We start from the raw sequence: 25,744 nt of genomic DNA, 5'->3' as shown, positions 1-25,744 counted from the left end.
CGGACAACCGGCTCTTTATATTAAGCGTTCAGCTTTTGCTTGGCAACGTCAGCCAGGCTGTTGAACGAACCGATGTCGTTCACGGCCAGATCGGCAAGAACCTTGCGGTTCACTTCGACGCCGGCTTGCTTCAGGCCGAACATGAATTTGCTGTAGGAAAGGCCGTTAAGACGCGCAGCAGCGTTGATGCGCACGATCCAAAGCCTGCGGAAGTCGCGTTTTACTTGGCGACGGTCGCGGTAAGCGTAAAGCAGGGATTTGCCGACCTGCTCCTTTGCTGTTTTAAATAGGCGGTGCTTGGAACCGAAGTAACCTTTTGCGAGCTTCAGAATCCGTTTGCGGCGACGGGCGCGAACGAATCCACCTTTTACTCTTGCCATGATGAAACCCTCCTGTAAGTTCTAATATCAATAAATCGGTAAAATTGGACTATTTCAGTTGTGCGAGGCCTTGAGCCAGACGACGAATGTCGCCCGCCGCCATGTTCGGCTGGGTAGCCAGAACGCGCTTCGCACGGCCGGATTTGTGGGAAAGCAGGTGGTTACGGTAAGCTTTGTAGCGTTTAACTTTGCCAGTTCCCGTAATTTTGAAGCGGTCTTTTAGACTGCTGTGAGTCTTCATCTTAGGCATGTCGATATCCTCCTTGAATTAATCTAGCTTAGTTGGTGTTCTTAGGTGCCAAAATCATGATCATGCTGCGTCCTTCCAGTTTCGGCACACGTTCGACGTTGACGATGTCGTTGACTTCCTTGAGCAGACGCTCCAGGATGCGCTGACCGACGTCGGCATGCGCGATCTCGCGGCCGCGGAAGCGGACCGAGGCTTTGACCTTGTCGCCTTCGCCGAGGAACTTGATGACGTTGCGCAGCTTGGTCTGATAATCGTGCTCGTCGATGTTGGAGCGGAACCACACTTCCTTCAGATCAACCGTCTTCTGGTTTTTGCGGGCTTCCTTGTCCTTCTTCTGCTGCTCGTAACGGAACTTGCCATAGTCCATGATCCGGCATACCGGAGGCTTGGCCTGCGGGGCTACGTTGACGAGGTCCATGTTGGCGTCGATGGCCATCTGCAGGGCTTCGCGGAGCGGCTTGATGCCGAGCTGCTCGCTCTCGGGACCGACCAGGCGTACTTCACGTGCCCGGATATCGTCATTAATTTGATGATCTCTGCTAATAATCGTCCACCTCCGAATGGGATTGGTTCCAATGATGCCTTCAACCATAATAAAAAGCGGATCCGACAGATCGGACCCGCTTGACACTCCGTATGGGCGGATGCGCCTCTCGCATGGAGAGCCATCCGGCTACAGGTATCGCCGACCAGCCGACAACAATCGGTCAGGTGAGAAGCGGGTGCTTCTGCTTATGCGAAAGATATTGGAAAACAACTTTGACTACTATATCATGCCCGGCCATGCATGTCAACCAACATGCCCTTTGCATGAAGGGGCGGCTCCAGGACAATCAGGAAGCCTGCTTGCTCTGCACTTCTTCCAGACGGATGACGCGAGTATGCTGCGTATGGCTCCACTGCTTGTTGTTCTGCGTGAAGAACGCATAGAACGTGATCGGCAGCCAGCTCAGCTGGAAGAAGATCATGGAGACGAGATGGGCATACATCCTGCCCGACTTGATGCCTTCCAGAGCCATGACGAGCGGGAACATCACCGCAGCCGCGAGGAATGCGGCTCCAGCCGCCCAGACAGGCAGATAAGCGTAAATCGAAGTAAAGACGTTGTCGGCCGGAATGATGTTGTCTATCCAGATCAGGGCTGTGCCGACGAAGCCAAGGAACGTCGTATAGGCAGAGATCGAATAGAGCGCCGCATCGAACTTGACGAAATTGCGTTCCTTGATGCTCGCCCAGAGCAGCGGGAAGAAATAATGGCGGGCAACCGTGAAGTGCCCTTGCATCCAGCGGAGACGCTGGCGGGCCGAAGCCTTGAAGCTGACCGGCTTTTCGTCGTACACCTTGGCGTCGTAGTTGAGCACCGGATGGACGCCACGCTGAACGCAGCGCATGGAGAACTCAAGGTCCTCGACGAGGCTGGTGGCGCCCCATCCCATTTCCTTGAGCAGCGCGGTGTCGAACGTCATGCCCGTGCCGCCGAGGAAGTTCGCCATGCCGAGGTTTTTGCGGGACAGCTGCCACAGGCGGTTGCAATACCAATACGTGATGCCGTACGAGGCGGTGACCCACGAGTCGTCCGGATTTTTCGTATCCAGATAGCCCTGGATGACCTGGTGGCCTTCGACGAGATCGTTGTTCATATGCGTCAGGAAATCCGTTTTGACCAGGTTGTCGGCGTCGAACATGACGACAGCGTCATACTGGCGCGGCATCGCCCACAGTTCCTTGAGCATCCACTCGATGGCGTAGCCCTTGCCCTTCAGCTGATTGTTGCGGCGCTCGCAGGCATGGACGCCCATGCTCCGGGCGATGTCCGCGGTGCCGTCCGTGCAGTTGTCGCAAATGACGAACACATCGTAAAGCTCTTTCGGATAATCCAGGTTTTTCAAGTTCTCGATCAAGGCGCCGACAACTTTCTCTTCGTTGTGCGCGGCGACAAGGACGGCAAACGATTTTTGCGGCTTGTGCTGGACACGGTTCTTTTTCCTGCGGATGCCGAACAGCGCCAGAACGAACTGGTACACGCCGATAAAAGCAAGAAAAATCTGCAAAGCGATCATAACGGAATTAGCGATCATGCGAGTGTTGCCCCCTTGAGACCCCAATTTTAATATTCTCTCTGTACGTTCGGGCTCATTTTCTCTTTTTAGTTTTTTTGTCTGTGTCTGCTTTTGTAATCTGTGTCTTCCCTGCTTTTTGCAATCTGTGTCTGTCGTGTCTGCTTTTTGTAAAATGACCATTCTGATTTTCCACGGTTCCCCGCTCTTTGTCAAAAGCAGAAAAACGTTCCTAACGCCCCAAACAAACAAGAAAAACGCTTGCATCAGCCGCTAACGGGTAGGATACCCTTATTTGCGTGCCTTAACCGCCGTTCTCGTGCGTTTGCTGGCGTTTTGATGCTTTCGTCCTTAACTACGACTGTCATGCGGGAAAAGTTCCGGACAAGCGACAGCAGGTCTTGTCGAAGCTGTGAACAACGGGGATCCCAAGTCCCACGCGGCCCGGACCTTCCCTCATCATTACCATCCCGAGAATAGAATAAAACCTTATCCGGGACACAAAACGTCTTCCATTAATAATTCTTAATCCTCTTCTAACAATTGAAGGATAAAATAAGCCCAGGCAAAGGATAAATAACACCAGAGGTTGTTCCATTTGCGCCGGTGTAGGTTATCATAGGATAACGCCATTTTCGGGGAGGACGAATGCATGGGCGAAATTATCGGATGGCTCCGGACCAAGGAGCGGCGGCTGCTGCTGTGGCTCAACCGCGGACCTGCCGATGCCAGGCTGCGTGGGGTCGTCGGCCGCTGGCTGTCGACCGTCACCCATATGGGCGGAGCCACGTTCACGCTGGCCTCCTCCGCCCTGCTCGTTCTGCTGGGCTCGGGCTCTTGGAGGCTCGCCGGCGTGCAGAGCCTGATCGCCGTCATCGCGAGCCATCTGCCCGTCGCGCTCGTCAAGCGCACGATGAAGAGGCTGCGGCCTTATCAGGCGCTCGAGGGGGTCCGCACCGGCAAAAGCCCCCTGGAGGATTCATCCTTCCCTTCGGGACATACGACAGCCATTTTCGCCTGGACGGTCCCTTTGCTGTATGCCGCAGCCTCGGGAGCCGCGTTCCCGCTCGCCCTGTTCGCCGGCCTGGTCATCGCCTGCTCGGTCGGCTGGTCGAGAATGTATCTCGGGCTCCATTATCCATCGGATGTCGGAGCCGGCGCGCTGCTCGGCACGTTCACCGCTATGCTGGCGGTCGTGTTCGTAGGCAGCTCCATCTGAGCGTGAGCGCGGATTTGACGAACAAAGGCTGTCCCTCCGGAACGCATCCGGAGGGACAGCCTTTTCTCCTGAGTCAGGGCTTCCCGCCCTGATCCCTATCGCTATTCGCGGCCGGTTCCGAGCGGAACGCCGGCCTTCCGCCTGGCTTTCTCGGCATCCTCGCGTTCCTTGGCGGCCTCGCGGCTGCGCCTCGCTTGCTTCTCCTCGCGGTAGGCGGCCAGCGCCTTGGCCCCGACTACGGCCTCGCAGCGGTGGATCGGCATTCCCTGCTTGATGAAATTGCCCTCGTACTCCGTCAGGACAAGGTCTTCGCGGACCTCTTCGCGGTGGAGATCCAAGGAGATGTTCCGCAGCTGCAGCTCGGTCTCCGCATAGCTGTTGAGCGAGAACTCGAACAGAAGGCGCGAATCGGTCTTCTGATGGATTTCCCCGTACTCGTTCAGGATGTTCGAGTATTGCTCCAGGAAGCGCGGATGCGTGAGGCGGCGGCGCGCATGCTTCGTCTTTGGCCAGGGATCGCTGAAATTCAGATAGATCCGCTCGATCTCGCCGGGCGCGAACATCTCGCCGATTCCCTCGATGTTCGCCCGCAGCAAGGCCAGATTCGGCGGATAGCCCTCTTGTCCCGCTTCGGCGCGTGCTTCCAGAGCCTTCTCCGCCGCTCTGCGGATCAGCTCGTCATACATGTCGACGCCGATATAGTTGACCTCGGGATTCAGCACGCTGTGCTGGCTGATGAAGCGTCCCTTGCCCATTCCCAGCTCGATATGGATCGGCTTGTCGTTGCCGAAAAACTCTTTCCACTTGCCCTTGAGGCCGGACGCGTCCAGCACGACCAGCTGCGGGAGCGCCTCAAGCTCCTCCCGGATTCCTTTTCTTCCACGTAAACGCATTGATCTATGCCATCCTCCACTGTCTCTTCTATGAACTATCTTATTGTGCCCAATCCGGAGAGCGTTGTAAAGGCGGCGGCTCCAAAAAATAAAAGCGGCTCCCGTGCCGGAAACCCGGCTTGGTGCCGCTCTGCAATCTGCCGGACAGGCCGGCTTAATTAAGCAATTGGTACGGAATCGGCTGCTCCAGCTCGTACGTATCGGACAAAACGGAATTCAGCTTCCTGCGCGCCTCTATTCCGAGCCTGCGGTCTCCGTGGAACCGGATTCCAGCCAGCGCCATCAGTTCCTTGACCGTCAGCTCAACCGTCACCTTGTCGTCCCCGTGGGGAATTTTGACTGTGCTCATTTCCATCACCTCATGGATTTTTTTACAGCGTTCCCTAACTGGCCGACGCTTATGAAAACCAGGGCTAAAGTAGGATTGGAGAGCCGAAAAACCCTTGATTTAACTGGCTTCTTTCCTTTTCAATTTAACACATCATGTAAGGTATTGCAAGCCTAAATTAAACGCTTTCAAAATCTTTTCTGACAGCTTCTTCCTTGCGCCCGGATTACTTCCGGACCATGGCTTTCACGAGAGATTTCATCTAAAATAGAACGTATGCGCAAGGCGGTGTTGTTCAGCCGCCTGATTCCGGCGCACAGCTAGGAAGGAGCAAGCATGGATCCACTGCATTCGACGCCGCAATCCCCTTCCCCGATGCTATGGGGAGACAAGCGGTTCCATACATGGAATTACGAGATGAGAGACCATTTCGGCGGCAAGATCTTCAAGGTCATGCTAGACGCCGGCTTCACATGCCCGAACCGCGACGGCACGATCGCCACCGGCGGCTGCACGTTCTGCAGCGCGCGGGGCTCGGGCGACTTCGCGGGCAAGCGCCGCGACGACCTGGAGGTGCAGTTCGCCGCCATCCGCGACCGCCAGCACAAGAAATGGCCGGACGCCCGCTATATCGGCTACTTCCAGGCCTATACGAACACGTACGCGCCCGTCGAGGAGCTGCGGGACTATTACGAGACGATTCTCGCCCAGCCCGGCGTCGTCGGACTGTCGATCGCCACCCGGCCGGACTGCCTGCCGGATGATGTCGTCGATTACCTCGCCGAGCTGAACGAGCGCACCTATCTGTGGGTCGAGATGGGGCTGCAGACGATCCACGAATCGACCTCCGACCTCATCAACCGCGCCCACGACACGGCCTGCTACCTCGATGCGGTGGCGAGGCTGCGGGCGCGCGGAATCCGCGTATGCGCCCATATCATCTACGGGCTTCCGCAGGAAACCCATGAAATGATGCTCGCCACCGGACGCGCGGTCGCCGCCATGGATGTGCAGGGAATCAAGATCCATCTCCTCCACCTCATGCGCAAGACGCCGATGGTGAAGCAGTACGAGGCCGGACTTCTCCGGTTCCTGGAGATGGACGAGTACGTCAATCTTGTCGTCGACACGCTGGAATTCCTCCCTCCGGAGATGATCGTTCACCGGCTGACCGGAGACGCTCCGCGCGATCTGCTGATCGGGCCGACCTGGAGCCTCAAGAAATGGGAGGTGCTGAACGCTTTCGACGACGAGCTGAAGCGGCGGGACACCTGGCAGGGCCGCCTTTGGCAGCCGGAAGCGGCGGTGCCGCTAGCAGCGGCCGCAGCCGTCGGACCGGCGCTTACGAAGCCGGCCCGCAAGATGAGCTCGGCGCGTTATGCGAAGCTGATGCAAGCCGCCGCGGCCGCAGAGCCCTGCGCGGCTCCAGCTCTCACTGCGCAGCTTCCCGAAGAGGCGGACAGCTGATGGGCTTCCTGTCCGTCATCGGCGCGGCCCACGGCTGGGTACGGGAAAGAGTTCAGCCAGGCGACGCCGTCATCGACGCGACGCTCGGCGGCGGAGCGGACGCCCGCTTCCTGGCGGAGCTGGTCGGACCTCGCGGCAAGCTCATCGGCTTCGATGTGCAGGCCGATGCCCTTCGCCGGACCGAGGAGCGGCTCGCTCCGCTGGGCGACAGCGGCAAGCTGCCTGCCGCGAGCCTGCATCTGCGCAGCCATGCCGAGATGGGCATGGTTGTGCCGGATGAGGATCGCGGCCGGATCGCCGCCGTTCTGTTCAATCTCGGCTACCTGCCCGGCGAGGACTCCGACCGCAGCATCGTGACGCAGCCCGCTTCCACCCTTGCCGCCATGGAGGCGGCGATGGAGCTGCTACGGCCGGGAGGCGTTCTCGCCTGCGTGCTGTATCCGGGCCACCCCGGCGGCGAAGCGGAAGCCGATGCCGTCCTGGCCTGGGCTTCCGATCTTCCGTCAGCGCGCGCACAAACCGTCCTGTACCGGATGGCGCAGAAGCGCTCGGCGCCCTATGCGATCGGCATCGAGAAAAGGCAACTAACTTAAGGAGGAGATAAACAAGATGGCAATCCGCAAACTGGAGCATGTCGGCGTCATGACCGCATCGCTCGAAGCATCGATCGACTTCTACAAGCAAGTGCTGGGAATGGAGCATACCTACACTCTTCCCCACACCGACGGCAAGATCCGCCTGGCGTTCCTGAGATTTCCCGGCTCGGAGGAAACGGAGCTTGAGCTGATCGAGGGTTATGACGACAGCCTTCCGGCCGAAGGCAAAACCCACCACATCGCGTTCACCGTCGATGACGTGGAAGGCGAATTCGCCCGCATCAAGCGGATGGGCATTCCGCTGCGGGACACCGAGCTGACGACGCTTCCGAACGGAGCCCGGTACTTCTTCTTCTACGGTCCCGACGGAGAGCTGCTGGAGCTGTTCCAGCCGGGAGCTCGTCCCGAATAACCCGATCCATCCATAGACCCCGAGGAATCATACTTATCAGATAGAGAACAGGAGCGGATGAACGATGACTGTCAACCCTTATCCTTTGCAATTCAAACCGGAAATGAAAGAACGCGTATGGGGCGGACGGGCTCTGGAGCAATTCGGCCTGGAGCTTCCGGAAGGCCATATCGGCGAAGGCTGGATGATCGGCGACCATCCGAACGGCACGACCAAAGTGCTCGGAGGTCCGCTGGACGGGCTCGGCCTGGACGAGATCCGCGAGCAGTACGGACGGGAATGGTTCGGCAGCAAGGGCTTCTCCGAGAAGAACGGCCGCTTCCCGCTGCTGATCAAGCTGCTCGACTGCAATGACGATCTGTCCGTGCAGGTCCACCCTACAGACAGCTACGGCCGTCTCCCGGCCGGCGAGCTCGGCAAGACCGAGATGTGGTACATTCTCGACGCCAAGCCGGACGCCAAAATCATCTACGGCCTCAAGGAAGGCATCGACCGTGCCGGACTGCAGCAGGCCATCGACGAGGACCGCGTCATGGACGCTCTGCAGGAAGTGACGGTCAAGGCGGGCGACGCCTTCTACATTCCGGCAGGAACCGTCCACGCCCTGTGCGCCGGCGTCGTCGTCGCCGAAATCCAGCAGAACTCGGATACGACCTACCGCCTCTACGACTACAAGCGTCCCGGCCTGGACGGCCAGCTTCGCGAGCTGCATGTCGAGGATTCCCTCAACGTCATTGCCTATGAAGGAGCCGGAGCGACCCGCATGAGCACGGAGGACGCGCAGCCGGGCAGCTGGCTGACGATCGCGGAATCCCCTTACTTCCTGGTGGACAAAGGCGTCGTCCGCGGATCCTGGCAGCTGCCCGTCTCGGCCGACAGCTTCGTCATTCTCGTCATCGCCGAAGGCCAAGGAAGCATCGCCTGGGGCGAAGGACAGTCGCAAGCCGTCAAAGCCGGCGAATGCTTCCTGCTCCCGGCCACTCTCGGCAGCTGCGAGCTGGACGGCGAGATGACCGTCATCCGCAGCCTCGTTCCCTGAGCCCGGGTCAAACCGCCCTAATAGGAAAGGAGCTGTACGAGAGCAGGCGATCCTGCTCCGTACAGCTCCTTTTTTCCATGCCGGTAAAAACCGATGAGAACCATCCGGCTCCCGCAACGGCGGCAACCCGGATGGTTCTCTTATTAACTACGCTCGACAGGACAGCTGTTCCCTTGCAAGCAGCGATCCGTCAGCCGCTTACCCGGCCGCTGCCGCTCCTTCGCTCAAGCGCAGGCAATAAGCCGAGCCGCCTCGCTTGCCGGACACTCCATAAAGGACGACCAGCAGCGTACCGGAACTGCGGTCGATCTCTCCCGTCGCCAGGAACTGCTCCAGATCGAACGGCAGCTTCTCCAGCACCGCATGCTTCTGGAGCTCCTTCTCCCCGAGTCCGAGAGCGGCGAATGCCGGCGACACATCCTCCGGATGCTCCCCGAGCAGGCGCATCCAGCCGCCCATCTCCTGCTTGTCCATCGTGAAGTCCCACCATACCTTGCGGGGCTTGTGGTTGTGGCCAAGGAAGTAGTCGTACTTCATCAGACCTTCCACGACGTCGCGGTCGAAGCCGGCCGGAGCCTCCCCGGAGCTCAGGAAGCCCTTCAGGCGGGAGAACAGATCCTCCAGCTGATGGCCGATCCGCTCCCAGCCTCTGCGCTCCCAGTAATCGCCGTACTGCTGGAAGAAATCGAAGGCCGAAGGGAATACCCGCTCGATCAGGTACAGCAGCGTGCGGTCCATGCGATGGGCGTTCCAGTACTTCTCCAGCACGTCCTCCACCCGCTTGATCCGGATCAGGTCGGAGAACGGCATCAGGTTGTTGCCTAGAATTTCGTACGGCGCCTGATCCGCGTATACATAACCGTATTTGTCTGCGTCGATCCGCAGTCCGGTGCCTCGCAGCATTTTAAGGAAGCCCAGCTGGAGCTCCTCCGGCCGCAGGTCGAAGACGTCGTTGAACGTCTTGCGGAACGTATCGTAATCCTCATGCGGCAGGCCGGCGATGAGATCGAGATGCTGGTCGATCTTGCCCGATTCCTTGACCTTGGTCACCGTGCGCACGAGCTTGCTCCAGTTCTGGCGGCGCTGAACCGCCTCGTTGGTCACGTCGTTGGTCGATTGGACTCCGATCTCGAAGCGGAAGACGCCCGGCGGCGCGTGCTCGGCGAGATAATCCAGCACCTCGGGACGCATGATGTCGGCCGTAATCTCGAATTGGAATACGCAGCCGCCGTGATTCTCGATCAGGAACTTGAACATCTCCAGCGCATAGTCCCGCTTGATATTGAACGTGCGGTCGACGAACTTGATCGTCTTGGCTCCCGCCTCGATGAGATAGAGCAGGTCCGCCTTGGTCCTCTCGATATCGAAATACCGGACGCCGACCTCGATGCTGGACAGGCAGAACGAGCAGCTGAACGGGCAGCCGCGGCTCGTCTCGAAGTAGACGACCCGGTTTGCGAGCGATTCGCGGTCTTCCGGGAACCGGTGCGGGCTCGGCAGCTCGGCCAGATTCAGCTTGGGACGGCCTATGTTGACCAGCACCTCCGGCCCGTTCTCCCGCAGCTTGCGGTAAGCAAGTCCGAAGACGAGATGGTATTTGCCGTCGCCGTCGATCTCCTGCAGGAGATGGTGGAACGTCTCCTCCCCTTCTCCGAAGATGATGAAGTCGACTTCAGGCAGCTTCTCCATCCATTCGGCCGTATCGTAGCTGACTTCGGGTCCGCCCATCACGATCCGCACGTCCGGAGCGATCTTGCGCAGGATCCGGATGACCTTGATCGTCTCCTCGATGTTCCAGATGTAGACGGAGAAGCCGATGACATCCGGATTTTTGCTGTACAGATCGGATACGATGTTCATCACCGGATCCTTGATCGTATATTCGGCAATCTCGATCGGGAAGTCCTTCTCCGCATAGGCCTTCAGGCAGCGGAGCGCGAGCGAGGTGTGGATGAATTTGGCGTTGAGTGTCGTTAATACTACTTTCATGGAATCCCTCTTTGCAATCGTCATTCTCCCATTCTACCCAACTTCGGAGCGAAAAAGAAGAGAGGGAGCCCTGGAAACCGTCTCTTCCGCGTCACAGTCAACGAGCTATAGACGCTGAACTTAGGATCCAGCCGAATCAGCCGAGCAGATGGAATGTTCCCGAGAAGCGCCGGCGTTCACTTTCAAGCTGGGATTCCTCCTATAAAAAAACCTCCGGACCTGGGGTCCGGAGGCGGTATGAGTCCGATGGATCAGCCGCGAAGCTTGATGAGCATGTCTTCCTTGAACTGGACATCCAGAACCGCATAACGGATATTCCACTTGCCGTCCGCGGAAGCCGTCGCTTCGCCGGCCGCATAACCGCGCGGCTCGAAATCCACTTGCTTGCCGTACATCAGAACAAGCTGGATCTTCTCTTTGGGCAGCATGCCGTGCAGCTCGTAGGAGGTGTTCGCTCCCCACATGCGGAGATCCTTCTGCATCTTGGAGCCGTAATAATCATAGAAATCCGGATTGACGTCCGCCTGGATGACCAGCCAGCCTGCCGCATCCCGCTCCGCCTTCCAGCCGGTCAGCGCCAGGCTGCCGTCGCTGCCCTGAATGCTGCCGAATTCCTTTTTCATCAATGCCGCGATTTCGTCCAGCGAAGCCCCTTCCAGACTGTCCGGCAGCGTCGGCTTGAGGAAGCCGACTTTGGCCGCATCAAACTTCGCGGTACGCAGCAAATTCTCGGCGTCCTCTGAAGAGGTCGCAAAGTTAAGGTCTGCCGTCGTGTCGTCGTAGCCGGAGGTCGTCAGGCCGATGAGCTCACCGTACTGGTTGAACAAGCCTCCGCCCGAGCTGCCATGGTCGATCGGCGTGCTCACTTGGTAATAGAAGCTTCCATCGTCATAGCCGATATTGCTGATCAGCCCTTCGGACACGGTGTTCTGCAGTCCGAGAGGGCTGCCGATCGCTACGACGGAATCGCCCTTCTGCACGTCGTCGAAGCTTCCGAATACGATGGGAACCAGATCCATGTCCTGCTTGGTCAATACGAGCGCAAGATCGTTCTTCTCATCCGTGGCGGCCACTCCCTGGATGTCGATCGAGCGGCCGTCGTTCGTCATGATCTTGCCGGACTTGGCGTCCTTCATGACATGCAGATTCGTCAGGATAAGGCGCGGACCGGCGACAACGCCGCTTCCTTGTCCGTAATCGGTCTGGATCAGAACGACGCTGTCGTCGTTTTTGGCGACGATCTGCGCCGTTGTGAGACGCCGCGACGCGCGCTCCTTCTCGGCTTTTGCGACGGCGGCCTCAAGCTGGGCTTCCGCCGAAGAGATCCGGACGACGCGGGATTTGGCCTCCCACTTCACCTCGGCTCCCATTGTCTCGCTGACGAAGCGGATCGGGACGAATGTAGTCCCGTTCAGAATCGCGGCCGGGGTATCCAGCTTGACGGATTTGCCGTTCACGACGGCATGGGAAGCTCCGACCTTGAGAGACATGCTGAAGTAGCCTCCGCTGCTCGCAAGCAGCGTCCTCGTCTTGGGATCCCAGCTCAGCTCGCTTCCGAGCGCCTTGAAAATATCCTTCATCGGAACCATGATCGATCCCTTCAGAATGACTGGACTCATCCGCACGGCAAGCTTCTTGCCGTCGAGCATGATGACGATCGGCTGAGCCTGCGCGGATACCGCTTGTCCAGCTGCCGCTGCCGCCGGAGCGGCGGGAAGCGCAAGCAGGGCGGCGGCCAGCACAGGCGCTGTCAGCAAGGCAGCGGCTGGACGGAGACGTTCTCCGAATAGTTTCATGTCTGGACTCAACCTCTCTCCACAACCAGCGATTAGTAAACTTCCAGTATCTTACCACCGCGGGTCCGAGGTTGTCTATGAGAATGTGTGTCTGAATCTATCCTATCAACCGTTGTTTGGAATCGCCGCCGCGCGCGTGCTATAGTAGAAAAATACGCATTCCAACGCGATAAGGAGAATGAACGACCATGACCGTCCCGACATCCCCGTCCCCCTTTGTGAAGCTGCTTGACATGGACCGCCACATCGAAGGCGGCTGGTTCAAGGAAATTTGGAAGGCTTCCTACCAGATTCCCCATGAAGTGCTTGGAGACCGCTATTCCGGCGCGAGGGCGGCCGCCAGCTCCGTCTACTTCCTGCTGCACCCGGGTGAGGAATCCGCATGGCACAAGGTGCTCTCCGACGAGCTCTGGCTGTTCCACGCAGGCGGACCGCTCGAGCTCACGATCGGCGGGCATGGAGACAAGCCCGAAGCCACGGAGACGTTCACCCTCGGCCTGGACATCGCCGCCGGACAGACTCCGCAGGCGCTGGTCCCCGCAGGCGCCTGGCAGACGGCCCGCCCGGCCGGAGACGAGCCTGTGCTCGTCACCTGCATCGTGGCGCCGGCATTCCACTACGACGATTTCTCGATGATCGCTCCCGGCGAAAAATAGGAGAGACGAAAAAGCTGTTCCCGCAGCGCCTCGACATCGAGGCCCCGGGAACAGCTTTTTTTGTGGAACAAGAACCCGCCGGAGGACGCGCGGCGGCCGCCATGCCGCCCCGCTGACCCGCAGCTCGTGAAGATGAATCCGGAAGGCGTGGCGGGCAAACAACCTACAGGCGGGTGAGCTCCCGCGGATAAGACGTCAGGACGACAGGCTGCCCGTCAAGTCCGATATAGACGTCATCCTCGATGCGGACCCCGCCGATCTCCGGAATGTAAACGCCGGGCTCGATCGTGAAGAGCAGGCCCGCTTGCATGAGCGTCTTGTTCTCCCCGTGCACGGAAGGCTGCTCATGCACGTCGATCCCCATGCCATGGCCGGTGCGATGCGTAAAGTAGAAGCCGTATCCGTCCCCGTCGATCACGCTGCGCGCCGCCCGGTCCACCTCTGCGAGCGGCCTTCCCGCCTTCACGGCGGCCAAGGCGCTGCGGTTGGCCTTGAGCACCGAATCGTAGATGCGACGCTGCGAGTCCGTACCTTCCCCGATCAGGAACGTGCGGGTGATATCGGAGCAGTATCCGTCCTTGTAGACGCCCATGTCGATCAGAAGCAAGTCGTTCTCCTGCAGCTTGTAGGCGCTGGACCGGCCATGCGGCAGAGCGGTCCTGACGCCTCCGAGAACGCTCGTCTCGAAGGCAGGCTTGTCGCCGCCGAGCACGCGCAGACGGTACTCGATCTCGGCATTGAGCTCCAGCTCGGTCACTCCGGGAGCGGCTTTGGCTGCCGTCTCCGCGAGCACCTGCTCCGCGAGGGCGACGGCTTTCTTGACGAGCTCGATCTCTCCTTCGGACTTGACGAGACGAAGCCCCATGACGAGCGGCTCGGCATCGCGGAAGGCCGCTTGGCCGTACAGCCGCGCCAGCTGCAAGTAACCGGAGTAGCGCAGATGCGCGCTCTCTACCCCGACGACCGAAGCCTGCGCGCCCGTCTCCCTCTCCAGCAGAGCGTAGGCGTCATCCGTATCGCCGATCCCCACCAGCTTGCCGACCTGGGCCGCCCCGCGGGCGCTCTCCTCGTCGAGGGCAGGCACCAGAAGCGTATAACCGTCCTTGCCGGGCTCGATGACGAGCGCCATGAAGCGCTCATGCGGATCGCTGTAGAAGCCGGTCAGGTAAAATATGCTGGCCGGCGAGGTCAGAATCGCCAAATCCATTCCGGACGCATTCAGCGCCTCTTTCATTTTGAGCCAGCGATGCTTGTAGGGCAGCGTATCCATCGTTCATTACCTCCGGTTCTCTTCTGCGGTTAACCTCTCGTCCTGCCATTGTACCATACCGTAGGCGGGAACGACCTGTGGATCTCGTCACAATTCAGCCCTATATGCACGGGGAAGCCGGGAGTAGGCGGAGTTGAACAAGGGTAAGGTAGGTGCAAGAGGTGAATGAAATTGGAATTGTTGAAAAATGCCTTTCTGTTTCTGGGCGGATTCCTGAATGTCGCCATTCTGCTGACGATCGCGATCGTCGTGCTCCTGGTGCTGTGGGCACGCCGCCGGGGGGACCGGCGCCACGGCAGCTACTTGTCCGACCATTCACAGCAAGCCCGGGAAGCGGAGAGCCGCCGGCAGCAGAGCGATCGGGATCGCCTGGAATGATCCCCCGGCCCGAAGCCGAACGAAAGAACTGCCGGAACGCTCCGGCGGTTTTTTTCGTCCTTCTCCGCCGCAGGCGCAGTTGACCGGACATCCCCGCCGGGAGTAACGTTAAGGGAAGGGCAAGGTATGAACAAGGAGAGCGCAAGGAAAGAGAGGCTGACCAAGCAATGTCAATCACGCTAAGAACACCCGAAGAAATTTCCCAGATGAGGCGTGCCGGCGCCATCGTGGCGGAATGCCACAGGCAGATTGCGGCCATGATCGCTCCGGGAATCACGACCATGGACATCGAGCGCCATGTCGAGGCTTATATCCGAAGCCAGGATGCGATTCCTTATACGATCGGATATAAAGGATACAAATACGCCACTTGCGCTTCCGTCAACGACGTGATCGCCCATGGCTTTCCGAGCGATGCGCCGCTTGCCGAGGGCGATCTGTGCACGATCGATATCGTTGTTCAGGCGGACGGCTGGATCGGCGATTCGGCATGGACCTATGCGGTAGGGCAGCTGCCGGACGAAGCCCGCCGCTTGATGGAAGTGACCAGGGAATGCCTCGATATCGGCATCCGCGAAGCGCAGCCCGGCAAGAAGATCGGCGATGTCATGCACGCGGTGCAGAAGCATGCCGAGGAGAACGGCTTCTCGGTCGTAAGGGATCTGCTCGGCCACGGCGTCGGACGGGAGCTTCATGAAGAGCCGAACTTCGCCCATGTCGGCAAGCCCGGCAAAGGCTTCCGCCTGAAGGAAGGCATGGTGCTCACGATCGAGCCGATGATCAATGAAGGCACCTGGCAGATGTTCATCGACTCCGACGGCTGGACCTGCCGCACGATGGACGGCAAGCGTTCCGCCCAATACGAGCATACGCTCGTCATCCAGGAAGGCGGACCGCTTATCCTGACGCAGCAGTAGCCTATGCGCATGCCCTATCAAGCGAGCAAAAGCCCGTTGTCCGGAAAAACCGGACAACGGGCTTTTTAGGTGCAAGTCGATAGGACGATCCGCCTGGAGCCGCATATCTCTCTTCCCGCCGAGGAAAAACACAGAATCAGCCCGCGCCGGATATGGCCTTGAGAGCGGCCTTCTTCTGCGGATCCTCCTGCTGCAGCTTGGTCCGCAGCTGATCCATCAGCATATAAGCCGTCCGGTCCGTGACGACGCCGGTGGCGTCGAGCTTGCTGCGGGTCTGGAAGCTTCTGACGTCGGCGTCGGTCTTCTCCCCGAACACGCCAGGCTGGTCCGCCGCGCCGTATCCGAGCGCCTCCAGCATGGACTGGAGCGTCTTGACATGATCGCCGTAGTCGCCTTTCTTCAGCTCCTCCCCGGATGGAAGAGCCGGCAGGGATGCATACGCAGGAAGATCGACCGATTCATCCGGCTTCACGCCCTTCTTGTGGATCCATTCTCCGTTCGGCGTTTTCCACTGGGCCTCGGTCAGCTTGAGCACAGAGTTGTCCTTGTACTGCCCGAAGCTCTGCACGATGCCCTTGCCGAACGTCGTCGTGCCGATGACCTTGGCGCCTGCCGATTCCTTGAGAGCGGCCGAGAGGACCTCGGCTGCGCTGGCCGTCTGCCCGTTGACGAGAACGACGATGGGAAGATCCAAGGGGGTCTTCTGCTTGGAATAGTATTTCTGGACTTTCTTGTCGTCCTTGTAGTCGACCTCCAGAATCATCTTGCCCTTCGGAATCAGCTTGTTGGCGATGTCGATCGTCGGCACGAGCAGGCCGCCCGGATTGGAACGGAGATCGAGAACGAGCTTTTTCATCCCCTTCTTCTGCAGCTCCTCGAACGATTTGTTGAATTCCTTGGCCGTCGACTCGGCGAACCGGCTGATGACGATCTCGCCGACGCCCCCCTCCAGCATCGCTGAGCTAACGGTCGTAACCGGAATCGGCGCGCGCGTGAGCTCAACCGTAAGCGGCTGGCTGCCGGTCCGCGACAGCGCGACCTTGACCTTGCTCCCCTTCTCGCCGCGCAGCAGGCCGACGAGCTTTTCCATCGTGACGCCCTTGACCGGAGTGCCGTCGACAGCTGTAATCTCGTCGCCAGCCAGCACGCCGCCCTTCTCGGCCGGCGTTCCCTTCATGACGCTGTCGATCAGGTAGCGGTCCTCCTCTTGGCGCACCTGCACCCCGATGCCGACAAACTCCGGCTGGTAGCTCTGGATATAATCCTCGCCCTCGCTTCCCGGCATATAGGTGGAGTATGGATCGCCCAGAGCCGCCACCATTCCTTTGGCAGCCCCGTTCAGCAGCTCGTCGGGCTTCGTCCCGAACAGATAATCCTTCTTGATTTCTTTATAGGAGGCGTTGAAATTGCCGAATACCTTCTCCTTGATCACCGGATACTGGATGACCATCGACAGCCTTCCCGCTCCGAATCCGATCGCCAAGGCCGCTATCGCCCCTGCGACGCACCAGGTGACAAAGCGCTGCCTGGCAGCCTCGCTGCGCATTTGCTTCATGTCTGATCTCTCCGCTCCGCCCGCCTGGGCTGTTGTTCTCCTGTCCGAATCGATCTTCCGACCGGTGGATCGTTATTCCCTCGCATGCGCGCCCCGTCCGTCAGACGGAAGAGCCGCTTGCTTGTGCTACCTACTTTATCCTATTTGGGCGGAGCATTTCAATTTCCATCCCCTTGAAGGCATCGGGGCGACTCCGGTACAATGAGGGATAGCTTGCCGAACCAGATATAGAGAAGCGACAGGAAACGGAGAGAAAGCCGATGTACAAGCTGATTGCCATCGATGTGGATGATACGCTGCTGAACGACAACCTTGAAGTGACTCCCGCCACACGCGCCGCTCTGACGGCCGCGCTGGATCGCGGAGTGACCGTAACGCTCGCCACCGGGAGGATGTTCGCTTCCGCCCGCCAGGTCGCCGAGGGGCTGCGGCTCAACGTGCCGATCATTACTTACCAAGGCTCCCTCGTCAAGACGCTGCTCGACGGACAGGTGCTCTACGAGCGCTATGTGCCCTCCGACGCCGCTGCCGAGCTGGACCGGTACTGTGTCGGCAAAGGGCTGCATCTGCAGCTGTACGTGGACGACAAGCTCTATGTCCGCGAGGAGAACGAGAAGGTAAGGGACTACGCCCGCCAATCCAAAATACCGTATATCGTCGAGCCCGACTTCAGCTCCCTGCTGAAGCAGCCCTTGCTCAAAATGCTCATCATCGACGAGCCGGCCTATCTCGACGAGGTCGCCTCAGACCTGCAGCCCCTCATCGGCGGCACGGTCCATATCACGAAATCCAAGCCGCATTATCTGGAATTCATGCATAAGGAAGGAACCAAGGGACATGCCCTGAAGTTCATGGCGGAGCATATCGGCTGCTCCATGGAGGAGACGATCGCCATGGGAGACGCCTGGAACGACCGCGAGATGCTGCAGGCGGCCGGCCTCGGCGTCGCGATGGCGAATGCGCAGCCGGCTCTCAAGGAGCTCGCGGACTATGTGACGCTGTCCAACAACGAGGACGGGGTCGCGCATGTCGTCGACAAGTTTATCCTGAACCCTGGTTGATGGAGTTTCAGGAGATGAAAAAGAGCGTACCGCCGCGGTACGCTCTTTTTGCGATGCTGCCGGCCAAGCGGCTAGATCATGACCGGCATCGGATCGGTCTTGAGCTTGTTCTCCATGATCCAGCTGTCGTCCGCATTGAACAGGTAGGCCCGGTGTACGAGCACATCGACCTCGTCGCCCGGCTTCAGCACTTCCTTCTCCAGCGAGCGGTACGTGATCAGCTTGCGGCCTCCGATGTCCAGCTCCACCATCCATTCGCTGCCGCGGAAGTGGATATGGCGGACCTGGGCTCTCATCGTCGTGGAAGCGAGCGTGATTTCTCCCGGCTTGCCGATCTCGATATATTCCGGACGGATCAAGCCCTTGACTCCGGCCCAGCTCGCCGCTTCCTCGAAGCCCTTGAGGGACGCCACGTCTTCGATCGTCGTCGATTCGCCGATGAACTCCGCGACGAACTGCGTTTCGGGCTTCTTGTAAATATCCCAAGGGGAACCCTTCTGCTCCAGACGCCCCTTGTTGATGATCATGATTTCGTCCGCGACCTCGATCGCCTCGTCCTGGTCATGCGTGACGAAGATCGAGGTGATGCCTACGCGCTCGATCATCTCCTTGAGCCAGGTGCGCAGCTCCGTGCGGATCTTGGCGTCGATCGCCGCGAACGGCTCGTCGAGCAGCAGCAGCTGCGGCTCCGGCGCGAGCGCCCTTGCGAAGGCGACGCGCTGGCGCTGTCCGCCGGACAGCTGGGACGGGTAGCGATGCTCGAATCCCTTGAGGCCGGTCAGCTCGATCAAGCTCATGACACGCTCGCGAATCGCGCTTTTGGACTGCTTCTTGACCTTCAGGCCGAAGGCGACGTTGTCGAAGACGGTCATATGCTTGAACAGCGCGTAGTTCTGGAACACGAAGCCGATGCCCCTCTCCTGGGGCGGCTGATCGTTGACCCTTTTCCCGTGAATGATGATATCGCCGGAGGTCGGCGACTCCAGACCGGCCAGCATGCGCAGGATCGACGTCTTGCCGCCGCCGCTCGGACCGAGCAGGCCGATCAGCTGCCCCTTCTGGATGCCGAAGCTGACATCCTGCACCGCCCGAAAGTCTCCAAAGGACTTGGTTAAACCCTTTACCTCAATATGCATGATCATGCACTTCCCTTCGCTAGCCGGCTTCCGTTCGAACTGCTTATCGATAGAATATTCCTATTAGGTTACTTGGTATTAATGCTAATGTAGCAGAAGCCTTCCTTTCCCGTCAATGGATATGTCAGATCGAACGCCAAAATAGGCGGGGCCGAGAGAGCATGGATCCAATCATGCAGAGCTGCACGATTCAGCAGTGCATATGGCAGAGCCAGTTTCTGCCGAGCCAGTTTCTGCGGAGCCAGTTTCTGCCGAGCCAGTTTCTGCGGAGCCAGTTTCTGCGGAGCCAGTTTCTGCGGAGCCAGTTTCTGCGGAGCCAGTTTCTGCGGAGCCAGTTTCTGCGGAGCCAGTTTCTGCGGAGCCAAAAAAACGCCTGTCCAAATGGACAGGCGTTTCTCGGACAATCGATTCATCTGCGGCTTCATTCCGTCTTCTCGGTCACGTAAAGCTCTTCGCCGCTCATGATGACGCTCTGTCCCTGGGTCAGATCCGTCATCCACGCCGCGAAGCGCTCCGCCTCCGGAGCGGCCGGCAGGCAGCGGACCCGCACGCGGTCGGTGAACTCGACTCCGTCCACGAGGATGCCTCTGGCATGCAGCTCGTTCTCGAGCTTGCCGTACCAAGTGTAGTCCACGTCGACGAAAACCTCGCGGTGAAGGACATTCGTGATCGGGCCGGCTGCCTCGATCGCCGCGGCGGCACCGTCCGTATAGGCCCGGATGAGGCCGCCTGCGCCGAGCATGATGCCTCCGAAATAGCGGGTCACCACGATCGCGACGTTCTTCAGCCCTTGATGCTTGATCACCTCGAGGATCGGCTTGCCGGCGGTGCCGCTCGGCTCCCCGTCATCCGACTGCTTCTGGAACTCGTCCCGCTCGCCGACGATGTAGGCGGAGCAGTTGTGCGTTGCATTCCAGTGCTGCTTCTTGATCTCCTCGATGAAAGCGACCGCTTCGGCTTCGCTCGCGACGGGCCTCCCATGGCCGATGAAGCGGGATTTCCTGATGACGATTTCCTTGACGCCGGGCTCCCTCAGCGTCTTGTACCGGTCAAGCATGGGGCTGAGGCGCCCTTACAGGCGCGCTTCGAGCTCCGCTTTTTCCTTCTCGTAGCCCGGTTTGCCGAGCAGCGCGAACATGTTCTTCTTGTACGCCTCGACGCCCGGCTGGTCGAACGGATTCACGCCGAGCAGGTAGCCGCTTATGCCGCAGGCTTTCTCGAAGAAGTACACCAGGTAGCCGAAGGTGTACGGCGACAGGTCCTTGATGCCCACGACAAGATTCGGCACCTGGCCGTCCGTATGCGCCAGCAGCGTTCCCTCGAATGCTTTTTTGTTGACGAAGTCCATCGTCTTGCCCGCGAGGAAGTTCAGGCCGTCCAGATCGTCCGTATCGGCTTCGATCGTGATCTGCTCGGTCGGCTCGCCGACTTGGATGACGGTCTCGAACAGGTTGCGGCTGCCTTCCTGGATGAACTGGCCCATGGAATGCAGGTCTGTGGAGAAATCGACGGCCGCAGGGAAGATGCCCTTATGGTCCTTGCCCTCGCTCTCCCCGTACAGCTGCTTCCACCATTCCGACACGAAGTGGAGGGAAGGCTCGTAATTGACGAGAATTTCGGTCGCTTTGCCTTTGCGGTACAGGGAATTGCGGGCCGCGGCATACTGGTAGGCCTCGTTCTCATGCACGTTCGGATTGCTGTATTCCTTGGAAGCGTCGGCTGCGCCTTGCATGATGGCGTCGATGTCGATGCCGGCGGCGGCGATCGGCAGCAGGCCGACAGCGGTCAATACGGAATAGCGGCCGCCGACGTCGTCCGGAATAATGAAGGATTCGTAGCCTTCCTCGGTCGCCAGCTTCTTGAGCGCGCCGCGAGCGGTATCCGTCGTGGCATAGATGCGCTTCCGCGCTTCCTCCTTGCCGTACTTCTTCTCCAGCTCGCCGCGGAAGACGCGGAAGGCGAGAGCAGGCTCGGTCGTCGTGCCGGATTTGGAGATGACGTTGATCGACCAGTTCTTGCCCTCAAGCGCCTGCAGCAGGTGGGTCACATAGGTGGAGCTGATGTTGTTGCCGGCGAAGAAGATCTGCGGGCCCTTGCGCTGGCCGTCCGGCAAGATGTTGTAGAAGGAATGCGACAGCATCTCGATCGCCGCGCGCGCGCCCAGGTACGAGCCTCCGATGCCGATGACGACGAGCGCCTCGGAGTCGGATTTGATCTTCTCGGCGGCCGTCTTGATGCGGGCGAATTCTTCTTTATCGTAAGCGTTCGGCAGGTCGATCCAGCCCAGGTAGTCGGAACCTGCTCCGGTTCCGTTGTGCAGCTGCTCGTGCGCGAGGCGGATCGGGCCCTCGAGATTGTCGATCTCGTTCTGGCCAAGGAATCCAAGCGCTTTGCTGTAGTCGAATTGAATGGTTTTGCTCATGACTGGTACAGCCTCCTCATCTCGTTCGGGTGTTTATATCGTCTTCCGGCAGCGGCGTGCGCGCCGGACCCATACGCCCTCAGGCATGTCCTAAGGATACTGGATTACGGTATCGAAGACAAGCAACCGGAGACTCCTTCATGCAAGATTCACGAAGCCCGGAGTAGTCCGCTGGAGGCAGGCTTATGGTATGATGAATAGGGTTTCCGCCTCTGCCGCCGCGCAGGCGCGGATCAGTACGAAGAAAGTCGGTGAATCGCCATGACAAAACCTTCGATCGCCTTTATCGGCCTCGGAACGATGGGTGCCCCGATGGCATCCAACCTGCTGAAAAAAGGATTCCCGGTCTCCGTATGGAACCGGACGCCCTCCAAGTCGGAGGCGCTTGCCGCAGAAGGCGCGCGCGCCGCGCAATCGCCCGCCGACGCTGTCGCCGGAGCGGATGTCGTCATCACGATGCTGAGCAACGACGATGTCGTGCGGGAGCTGTACCGCGGAGAAGGCGGCATTCTCGCCCACGTCCGTCCCGGCACGGCGCTGGTGGACAACAGCACCATCTCCCCGGCCCTTGCCCGGGAGCTGGCCGATGCGGCGGAGCAAGCCGGATGCGGCTTCCTCGACTGCCCGGTTACGGGCAGCAAGCCCGCTGCCGTAGGCGGCACGCTCGTGTTCATGGTCGGCGGCGAAGCCGGGCTGCTGGAGCGCGTCCGCCCCGTTCTGGAGGCGATGGGACAGAAAATCGTCCATCTCGGCCCTTCCGGCAGCGGCTCGGTCGCCAAGCTCGGCCACAACACCATTGTCGGCATCAACAACCTCGCCCTCTCCGAAGGCCTCTCCATCGCGGTCAGCGGCGGCCTGGATCCAGCCAAGTTCCTGGACATCGTCAAGGCCGGAGCGGCGGGCAGCAAGGCGGCGGAGCTCAAGTCGCCGAAGCTGCTGGAGCGCGACTACAGCGTGCAGTTCTCGCTGGCGCTCATGCTCAAGGACCTCAAGCTCGCTTCCGCTTTGTCGGACGGGCTCAGCGTGCCCACCCCGATGCTGGAAGCGGCCAAAAGCCTGTTCCAAGCCGCGAACGCGGCCGGATATGGCGAGGAAGACCTGATCGCGGTATCGCGTGTGTACGAGCAATGGATCGGCCGCGGACTCGACAGCGGCAAATAAACGGGAACCAAACAGGCTCCAGAGCGGCCATGCCACCCTGGAGCCTGTTTGGTTTTCAATCATAAAAAGCCTTAAGGCCTGCACCAAGCGCAGCAGGCCTGCTCTTGACCCGGCTCAGCCGACCGGCGGAGCCGGGAAGCGGTCCGTTACTCGCTGATATAGCTGCAGCAGTAATCCGTCACGCCGAGCACCTCGAGCTTGAAGCGGCTGTCGGCAGGCACCGTGAATTCGCCTTCGCCTTGGATATGAATCCATTCATCGGAGCCCGGAAGCTGAACCTTCAGATTGCCGGCGAGAATCTCCATGTTCTCCTTGCTGTCGGTGCCGAACTCGTATTCTCCCGGCAGCATGATGCCGAGCGTCACTTTCGAACCGTCCGGAAGCAGCACGGTACGGCTGGTGACTTTTCCTTCGAAGTAGACATTCGCTCTTTTGACGGCGGTTACATTCTCGAATTGGGACATGACGGGATGAGCTCCTTCATTAAATTGATGGAAAATATGGGTAGGAAAAGACTTCGTCAAGGAGAATAACGCCTCTTGATTCCGGTTATCCTTCACCGCTTTAGCATATCACATCAGATGGGAAACAAAAAGCCGCGGAAGGCAAAATGCCTCCGCGGCTGAACGTCCTCCGGCCGGCTCGCCGGCAAGAAGCGTGGATCGGATTACAGAAGCTCCTTGACCTTGCTCACGACGTTCTCGACCGTGAAGCCATACTCCTTGATGACGCGGTCGCCAGGGGCGGATGCGCCGAAGGTGTTGATGCCGAGCACGGCGCCGCCGTCGCCGACATAACGCTCCCAGCCGAACGGATGAGCCATCTCGATGGCCAGGCGGGCTTTGACCTCCGGCAGAATGACCGAGTCGCGGTAAGCCTTGTCCTGCTTGTCGAACAGATCCCAGCTCGGCATGCTGACGACGCGGGCTTGGATTCCCTCCTCGGCAAGCGCCTTCTGCGCAGCTACAGCGAGCTGGACTTCGGAGCCGGTTGCGATGAGCTGCACCTGAGGCTTGCCGTCGGCCGCGTCGGAGATGACATACGCGCCTTTTTTGATGCCTTCGCGGGCTTTTTCAGCAGAGCCTTCCAGGATCGGCAGGTTCTGGCGGGTCAGGACGAGAGCGACTGGGTTCTTCGTATTCTCGACCGTGTATGCCCACGCCGCGGAAGTCTCGTTGCCGTCCGCCGGGCGAAGCACCGTCAGGTTAGGAATGACGCGGATGGAAGCCAGCTGCTCAATCGGCTCATGGGTAGGACCGTCTTCGCCGACCGCGATGCTGTCATGCGTGAGCACGTACGTGACCGGCAGGCTCATGATGGCGGCGAGGCGAACAGCCGGACGCAGGTAATCGGTGAAGACGAAGAACGTGCCGCCGTATACTTTGAGGCCGTGATGCAGCGCCATTCCGTTCATGGCCGCAGCCATGCCGAACTCGCGGATGCCGTAATAGATGTTGCGGCCTGCGTAGTTGTCGGCATGGAAGACCGGCAGGTCCTTCAAATGCGTCATCGTGGAGCTTTCCAGGTCGGCGGAGCCGCCCAGCAGGTTTGGCACGTTTTTGGCCAGGCCGTTCAGCGCGTTGCCGGAAGCGACGCGTGTCGACACGGCTTTGTCCGAGGTGGAGTAGGCCGGAAGATCCTTGTCCCATCCCTCAGGCAGCTCGCCTGCGACGGCGCGCTCGAATTGAGCGGCGAGATCCGGATGAGCCGTTTTGTACTTGGCGAACAGCTCGTTCCAGGCCGCGTTGGCCTGCTCGCCTTTTTGCTTCACTTCGGCGAAATGGGCGCGGACTTCATCCGGTACGAAGAACGGCTCTTCCGATGCCCACTCGTAGAATTTCTTGGTCAGAACGGTTTCCTCCGCTCCGAGCGGGGAGCCGTGGGTGCCGCCATGGCCGCCTTTGCCGCCTTTGTTCGGGCTGCCGTAGCCGATCATCGTCTTGACCTCGATCAGGGTCGGCTTGCGCAGCTCGGCTTGTCCCTTCGCGATCGCCTCGGCCAGCGCATCCAGATCATTGCCGTCTTCGACGCGCAGCACCTGCCAGCCGTAGCCCTCGAAGCGCTGCTGGACGTTTTCGGAGAAGGAAAGGCTCAGCTCGCCGTCCAGCGAGATGTTGTTGGAATCGTACAGCATGATGAGCTTGCCGAGCTGCAGATGGCCCGCCATGGACGCCGCTTCGTTGGAGATGCCCTCGGAGAGGTCGCCGTCGCCGCAGATCGCGTACGTGAAGTGGTTCACGATGTCGAGGCCGCCCTTATTGTAAGTGGCGCCGAGCTGCGCTTCCGCCATCGCCATGCCGACGGCCATGCCGATGCCTTGGCCGAGAGGTCCGGTCGTAGCGTCGACGCCTGCCGTATGGCCGTATTCCGGATGGCCTGGCGTTTTGGAGCCCCATTGGCGGAAGCTCTTCAGGTCGTCGATCGACAGATCGTAGCCGGACAGGTGAAGAAGGCTGTACAGCAGCATCGAGCCGTGGCCTGCGGACAGTACAAAGCGGTCACGGTTGATCCAGGTCGGATTGGCCGGGTTGTGGTTCATCGCTTTGGCGAACAGCTGGTAGCCCATCGGTGCGGCGCCCATCGGCATGCCGGGATGGCCGGAGTTGGCTTTCTCGACCGCATCGATCGAGAGCGTGCGGATCGTCGTAACGGAAAGATGGTCGATGGTTTGTTGGGTTGTAGCCATATTTTTTCTCCTCCTAATATCGGACGGTGCGTTTCTCTTGCTCTTGCCTGTTGAACATCATATCGGAGCTCCAGCC

General features: G+C 59.7%; 25 protein-coding genes and 2 pseudogenes. 11 read left to right on the top strand and 16 right to left on the bottom strand.

Translation table 11 applies throughout. From position 1 onward, the window contains the following. Positions 1–20: 20 nt before the first annotated feature. The 4 genes from rplT to CIC07_RS07280 all read right to left on the bottom strand — a co-directional run bounded on the left by rplT (position 21) and on the right by CIC07_RS07280 (position 2,708). Complete coding sequence (rplT, locus tag CIC07_RS07295; protein WP_076358433.1) at positions 21–380, bottom strand: 50S ribosomal protein L20; 360 nt, start codon at positions 378–380, stop codon at positions 21–23. A gap of 49 nt (positions 381–429) precedes the next feature. Then, on the bottom strand, positions 430–630 hold the full coding sequence (rpmI, locus tag CIC07_RS07290; protein ID WP_021881591.1) for a 50S ribosomal protein L35: 201 nt from the start codon (positions 628–630) through the stop codon (positions 430–432). A 28-nt stretch (positions 631–658) separates the two neighbouring features. After that, complete coding sequence (infC, locus tag CIC07_RS07285) at positions 659–1,222, bottom strand: translation initiation factor IF-3 (RefSeq protein WP_083436217.1); 564 nt, start codon at positions 1,220–1,222, stop codon at positions 659–661. A 241-nt stretch (positions 1,223–1,463) separates the two neighbouring features. Next, positions 1,464–2,708 (bottom strand): glycosyltransferase family 2 protein, encoded by a 1,245-nt coding sequence (locus tag CIC07_RS07280; protein ID WP_442953349.1) that lies wholly within the window; start codon positions 2,706–2,708, stop codon positions 1,464–1,466. A gap of 631 nt (positions 2,709–3,339) precedes the next feature. On the opposite strand from CIC07_RS07280, the gene CIC07_RS07275 reads away from it, so the two are divergent. After that, a complete protein-coding gene (locus tag CIC07_RS07275) occupies positions 3,340–3,906 on the top strand; it encodes a phosphatase PAP2 family protein (protein WP_076358434.1) in 567 nt (188 codons plus the stop codon). A 101-nt stretch (positions 3,907–4,007) separates the two neighbouring features. Here CIC07_RS07275 and trmB read toward each other — a convergent pair whose 3' ends face one another. Beyond that, positions 4,008–4,799, bottom strand: a complete 792-nt coding sequence (gene trmB, locus CIC07_RS07270; RefSeq protein ID WP_076358435.1) for a tRNA (guanosine(46)-N7)-methyltransferase TrmB — start codon at positions 4,797–4,799, stop codon at positions 4,008–4,010. Positions 4,800–4,953: 154 nt separating this feature from the next. Continuing rightward, positions 4,954–5,148, bottom strand: a complete 195-nt coding sequence (locus tag CIC07_RS07265; RefSeq protein WP_076358436.1) for a hypothetical protein — start codon at positions 5,146–5,148, stop codon at positions 4,954–4,956. Positions 5,149–5,463: 315 nt separating this feature from the next. Between CIC07_RS07265 and mnmL the strand changes: the two genes are divergently transcribed. From mnmL to CIC07_RS07245, 4 genes are all read left to right on the top strand, one after another. Then, positions 5,464–6,594, top strand: coding sequence for a tRNA modification radical SAM protein MnmL/YtqA (gene mnmL, locus CIC07_RS07260; RefSeq protein ID WP_234992999.1), 1,131 nt, complete (start codon positions 5,464–5,466; stop codon positions 6,592–6,594). Further along, entirely contained in the window at positions 6,594–7,187 is a 594-nt protein-coding gene (mnmM, locus tag CIC07_RS07255) for a tRNA 5-(aminomethyl)-2-thiouridylate-methyltransferase MnmM (protein WP_076358437.1), read from the top strand. Before mnmL ends, mnmM begins: the two co-directional genes overlap by 1 nt. 16 nt (positions 7,188–7,203) lie before the next feature. Continuing rightward, positions 7,204–7,602 carry a VOC family protein gene (locus tag CIC07_RS07250; RefSeq protein WP_076358438.1) on the top strand — a complete coding sequence of 133 codons (399 nt, stop codon included), beginning with the start codon at positions 7,204–7,206 and terminating at the stop codon, positions 7,600–7,602. A 64-nt stretch (positions 7,603–7,666) separates the two neighbouring features. Then, positions 7,667–8,641 carry a type I phosphomannose isomerase catalytic subunit gene (locus CIC07_RS07245; protein ID WP_076358439.1) on the top strand — a complete coding sequence of 325 codons (975 nt, stop codon included), beginning with the start codon at positions 7,667–7,669 and terminating at the stop codon, positions 8,639–8,641. A gap of 198 nt (positions 8,642–8,839) precedes the next feature. Here CIC07_RS07245 and CIC07_RS07240 read toward each other — a convergent pair whose 3' ends face one another. Both CIC07_RS07240 and CIC07_RS07235 read right to left on the bottom strand, forming a co-directional pair. Continuing rightward, positions 8,840–10,630, bottom strand: a complete 1,791-nt coding sequence (locus CIC07_RS07240) for a B12-binding domain-containing radical SAM protein (RefSeq protein ID WP_076358440.1) — start codon at positions 10,628–10,630, stop codon at positions 8,840–8,842. A gap of 251 nt (positions 10,631–10,881) precedes the next feature. After that, positions 10,882–12,426 carry a stalk domain-containing protein gene (locus CIC07_RS07235; RefSeq protein ID WP_076358441.1) on the bottom strand — a complete coding sequence of 515 codons (1,545 nt, stop codon included), beginning with the start codon at positions 12,424–12,426 and terminating at the stop codon, positions 10,882–10,884. Positions 12,427–12,614: 188 nt separating this feature from the next. Between CIC07_RS07235 and CIC07_RS07230 the strand changes: the two genes are divergently transcribed. Next, a complete protein-coding gene (locus CIC07_RS07230; protein WP_076358442.1) occupies positions 12,615–13,082 on the top strand; it encodes a cupin domain-containing protein in 468 nt (155 codons plus the stop codon). 163 nt (positions 13,083–13,245) lie between these two features. Here CIC07_RS07230 and CIC07_RS07225 read toward each other — a convergent pair whose 3' ends face one another. Then, a complete protein-coding gene (locus CIC07_RS07225) occupies positions 13,246–14,352 on the bottom strand; it encodes a M24 family metallopeptidase (protein WP_076358443.1) in 1,107 nt (368 codons plus the stop codon). 165 nt (positions 14,353–14,517) lie between these two features. On the opposite strand from CIC07_RS07225, the gene CIC07_RS07220 reads away from it, so the two are divergent. After that, a complete protein-coding gene (locus CIC07_RS07220; protein ID WP_094248363.1) occupies positions 14,518–14,730 on the top strand; it encodes a hypothetical protein in 213 nt (70 codons plus the stop codon). Positions 14,731–14,897: 167 nt separating this feature from the next. Further along, entirely contained in the window at positions 14,898–15,647 is a 750-nt protein-coding gene (gene map / locus CIC07_RS07215) for a type I methionyl aminopeptidase (protein ID WP_076358445.1), read from the top strand. 136 nt (positions 15,648–15,783) lie between these two features. Here map and CIC07_RS07210 read toward each other — a convergent pair whose 3' ends face one another. After that, on the bottom strand, positions 15,784–17,202 hold the full coding sequence (locus CIC07_RS07210) for a S41 family peptidase (RefSeq protein ID WP_076358446.1): 1,419 nt from the start codon (positions 17,200–17,202) through the stop codon (positions 15,784–15,786). A 260-nt stretch (positions 17,203–17,462) separates the two neighbouring features. Between CIC07_RS07210 and CIC07_RS07205 the strand changes: the two genes are divergently transcribed. After that, on the top strand, positions 17,463–18,263 hold the full coding sequence (locus CIC07_RS07205; protein WP_076358447.1) for a Cof-type HAD-IIB family hydrolase: 801 nt from the start codon (positions 17,463–17,465) through the stop codon (positions 18,261–18,263). Between the two features lie 71 nt (positions 18,264–18,334). On the opposite strand, the gene CIC07_RS07200 is transcribed toward CIC07_RS07205, so the two are convergent. After that, the gene (locus CIC07_RS07200) at positions 18,335–19,399 is read right to left on the bottom strand and encodes a sulfate/molybdate ABC transporter ATP-binding protein (protein WP_076358562.1); all 1,065 of its coding nucleotides are present in this window, start codon (positions 19,397–19,399) and stop codon (positions 18,335–18,337) included. A 171-nt stretch (positions 19,400–19,570) separates the two neighbouring features. Further along, positions 19,571–19,660: pseudogene (locus tag CIC07_RS25820) on the bottom strand (hypothetical protein); the annotation flags it as partial. Here CIC07_RS25820 and CIC07_RS25815 point away from each other — a divergent pair. Then, positions 19,655–19,864: pseudogene (locus CIC07_RS25815) on the top strand (pentapeptide repeat-containing protein); the annotation flags it as partial. The pseudogenes CIC07_RS25820 and CIC07_RS25815 sit on opposite strands and share 6 nt — an antisense overlap. On the opposite strand, the gene CIC07_RS07190 reads toward CIC07_RS25815, so the two are convergent. Together CIC07_RS07190 and CIC07_RS07185 are read right to left on the bottom strand one after the other, a co-directional pair. After that, the gene (locus CIC07_RS07190; RefSeq protein ID WP_076358448.1) at positions 19,821–20,456 is read right to left on the bottom strand and encodes a YigZ family protein; all 636 of its coding nucleotides are present in this window, start codon (positions 20,454–20,456) and stop codon (positions 19,821–19,823) included. The pseudogene CIC07_RS25815 and the gene CIC07_RS07190 sit on opposite strands and share 44 nt — an antisense overlap. 15 nt (positions 20,457–20,471) lie before the next feature. Continuing rightward, positions 20,472–21,821 (bottom strand): glucose-6-phosphate isomerase, encoded by a 1,350-nt coding sequence (locus CIC07_RS07185; RefSeq protein WP_076358449.1) that lies wholly within the window; start codon positions 21,819–21,821, stop codon positions 20,472–20,474. 261 nt (positions 21,822–22,082) lie between these two features. Here CIC07_RS07185 and CIC07_RS07180 point away from each other — a divergent pair, with 261 nt between their 5' ends. Continuing rightward, positions 22,083–22,982 (top strand): NAD(P)-dependent oxidoreductase, encoded by a 900-nt coding sequence (locus CIC07_RS07180; RefSeq protein ID WP_076358450.1) that lies wholly within the window; start codon positions 22,083–22,085, stop codon positions 22,980–22,982. Between the two features lie 146 nt (positions 22,983–23,128). Here the strand turns inward: CIC07_RS07180 and ppnP are convergent, their stop codons facing one another. Both ppnP and tkt read right to left on the bottom strand, forming a co-directional pair. Next, entirely contained in the window at positions 23,129–23,446 is a 318-nt protein-coding gene (gene ppnP, locus CIC07_RS07175) for a pyrimidine/purine nucleoside phosphorylase (RefSeq protein WP_076358451.1), read from the bottom strand. 203 nt (positions 23,447–23,649) lie between these two features. Next, entirely contained in the window at positions 23,650–25,668 is a 2,019-nt protein-coding gene (tkt, locus tag CIC07_RS07170) for a transketolase (RefSeq protein WP_076358452.1), read from the bottom strand. Positions 25,669–25,744: the final 76 nt, after the last annotated feature.

Origin of the sequence: Paenibacillus sp. RUD330, from assembly GCF_002243345.2 — a bacterium.
In the GTDB taxonomy this organism is placed as follows: Bacteria; Bacillota; Bacilli; order Paenibacillales; family Paenibacillaceae; genus Paenibacillus_O.
Note: the sequence above shows the minus strand (reverse complement) of the source record. Positions and strands in the feature narration are given on the sequence as shown.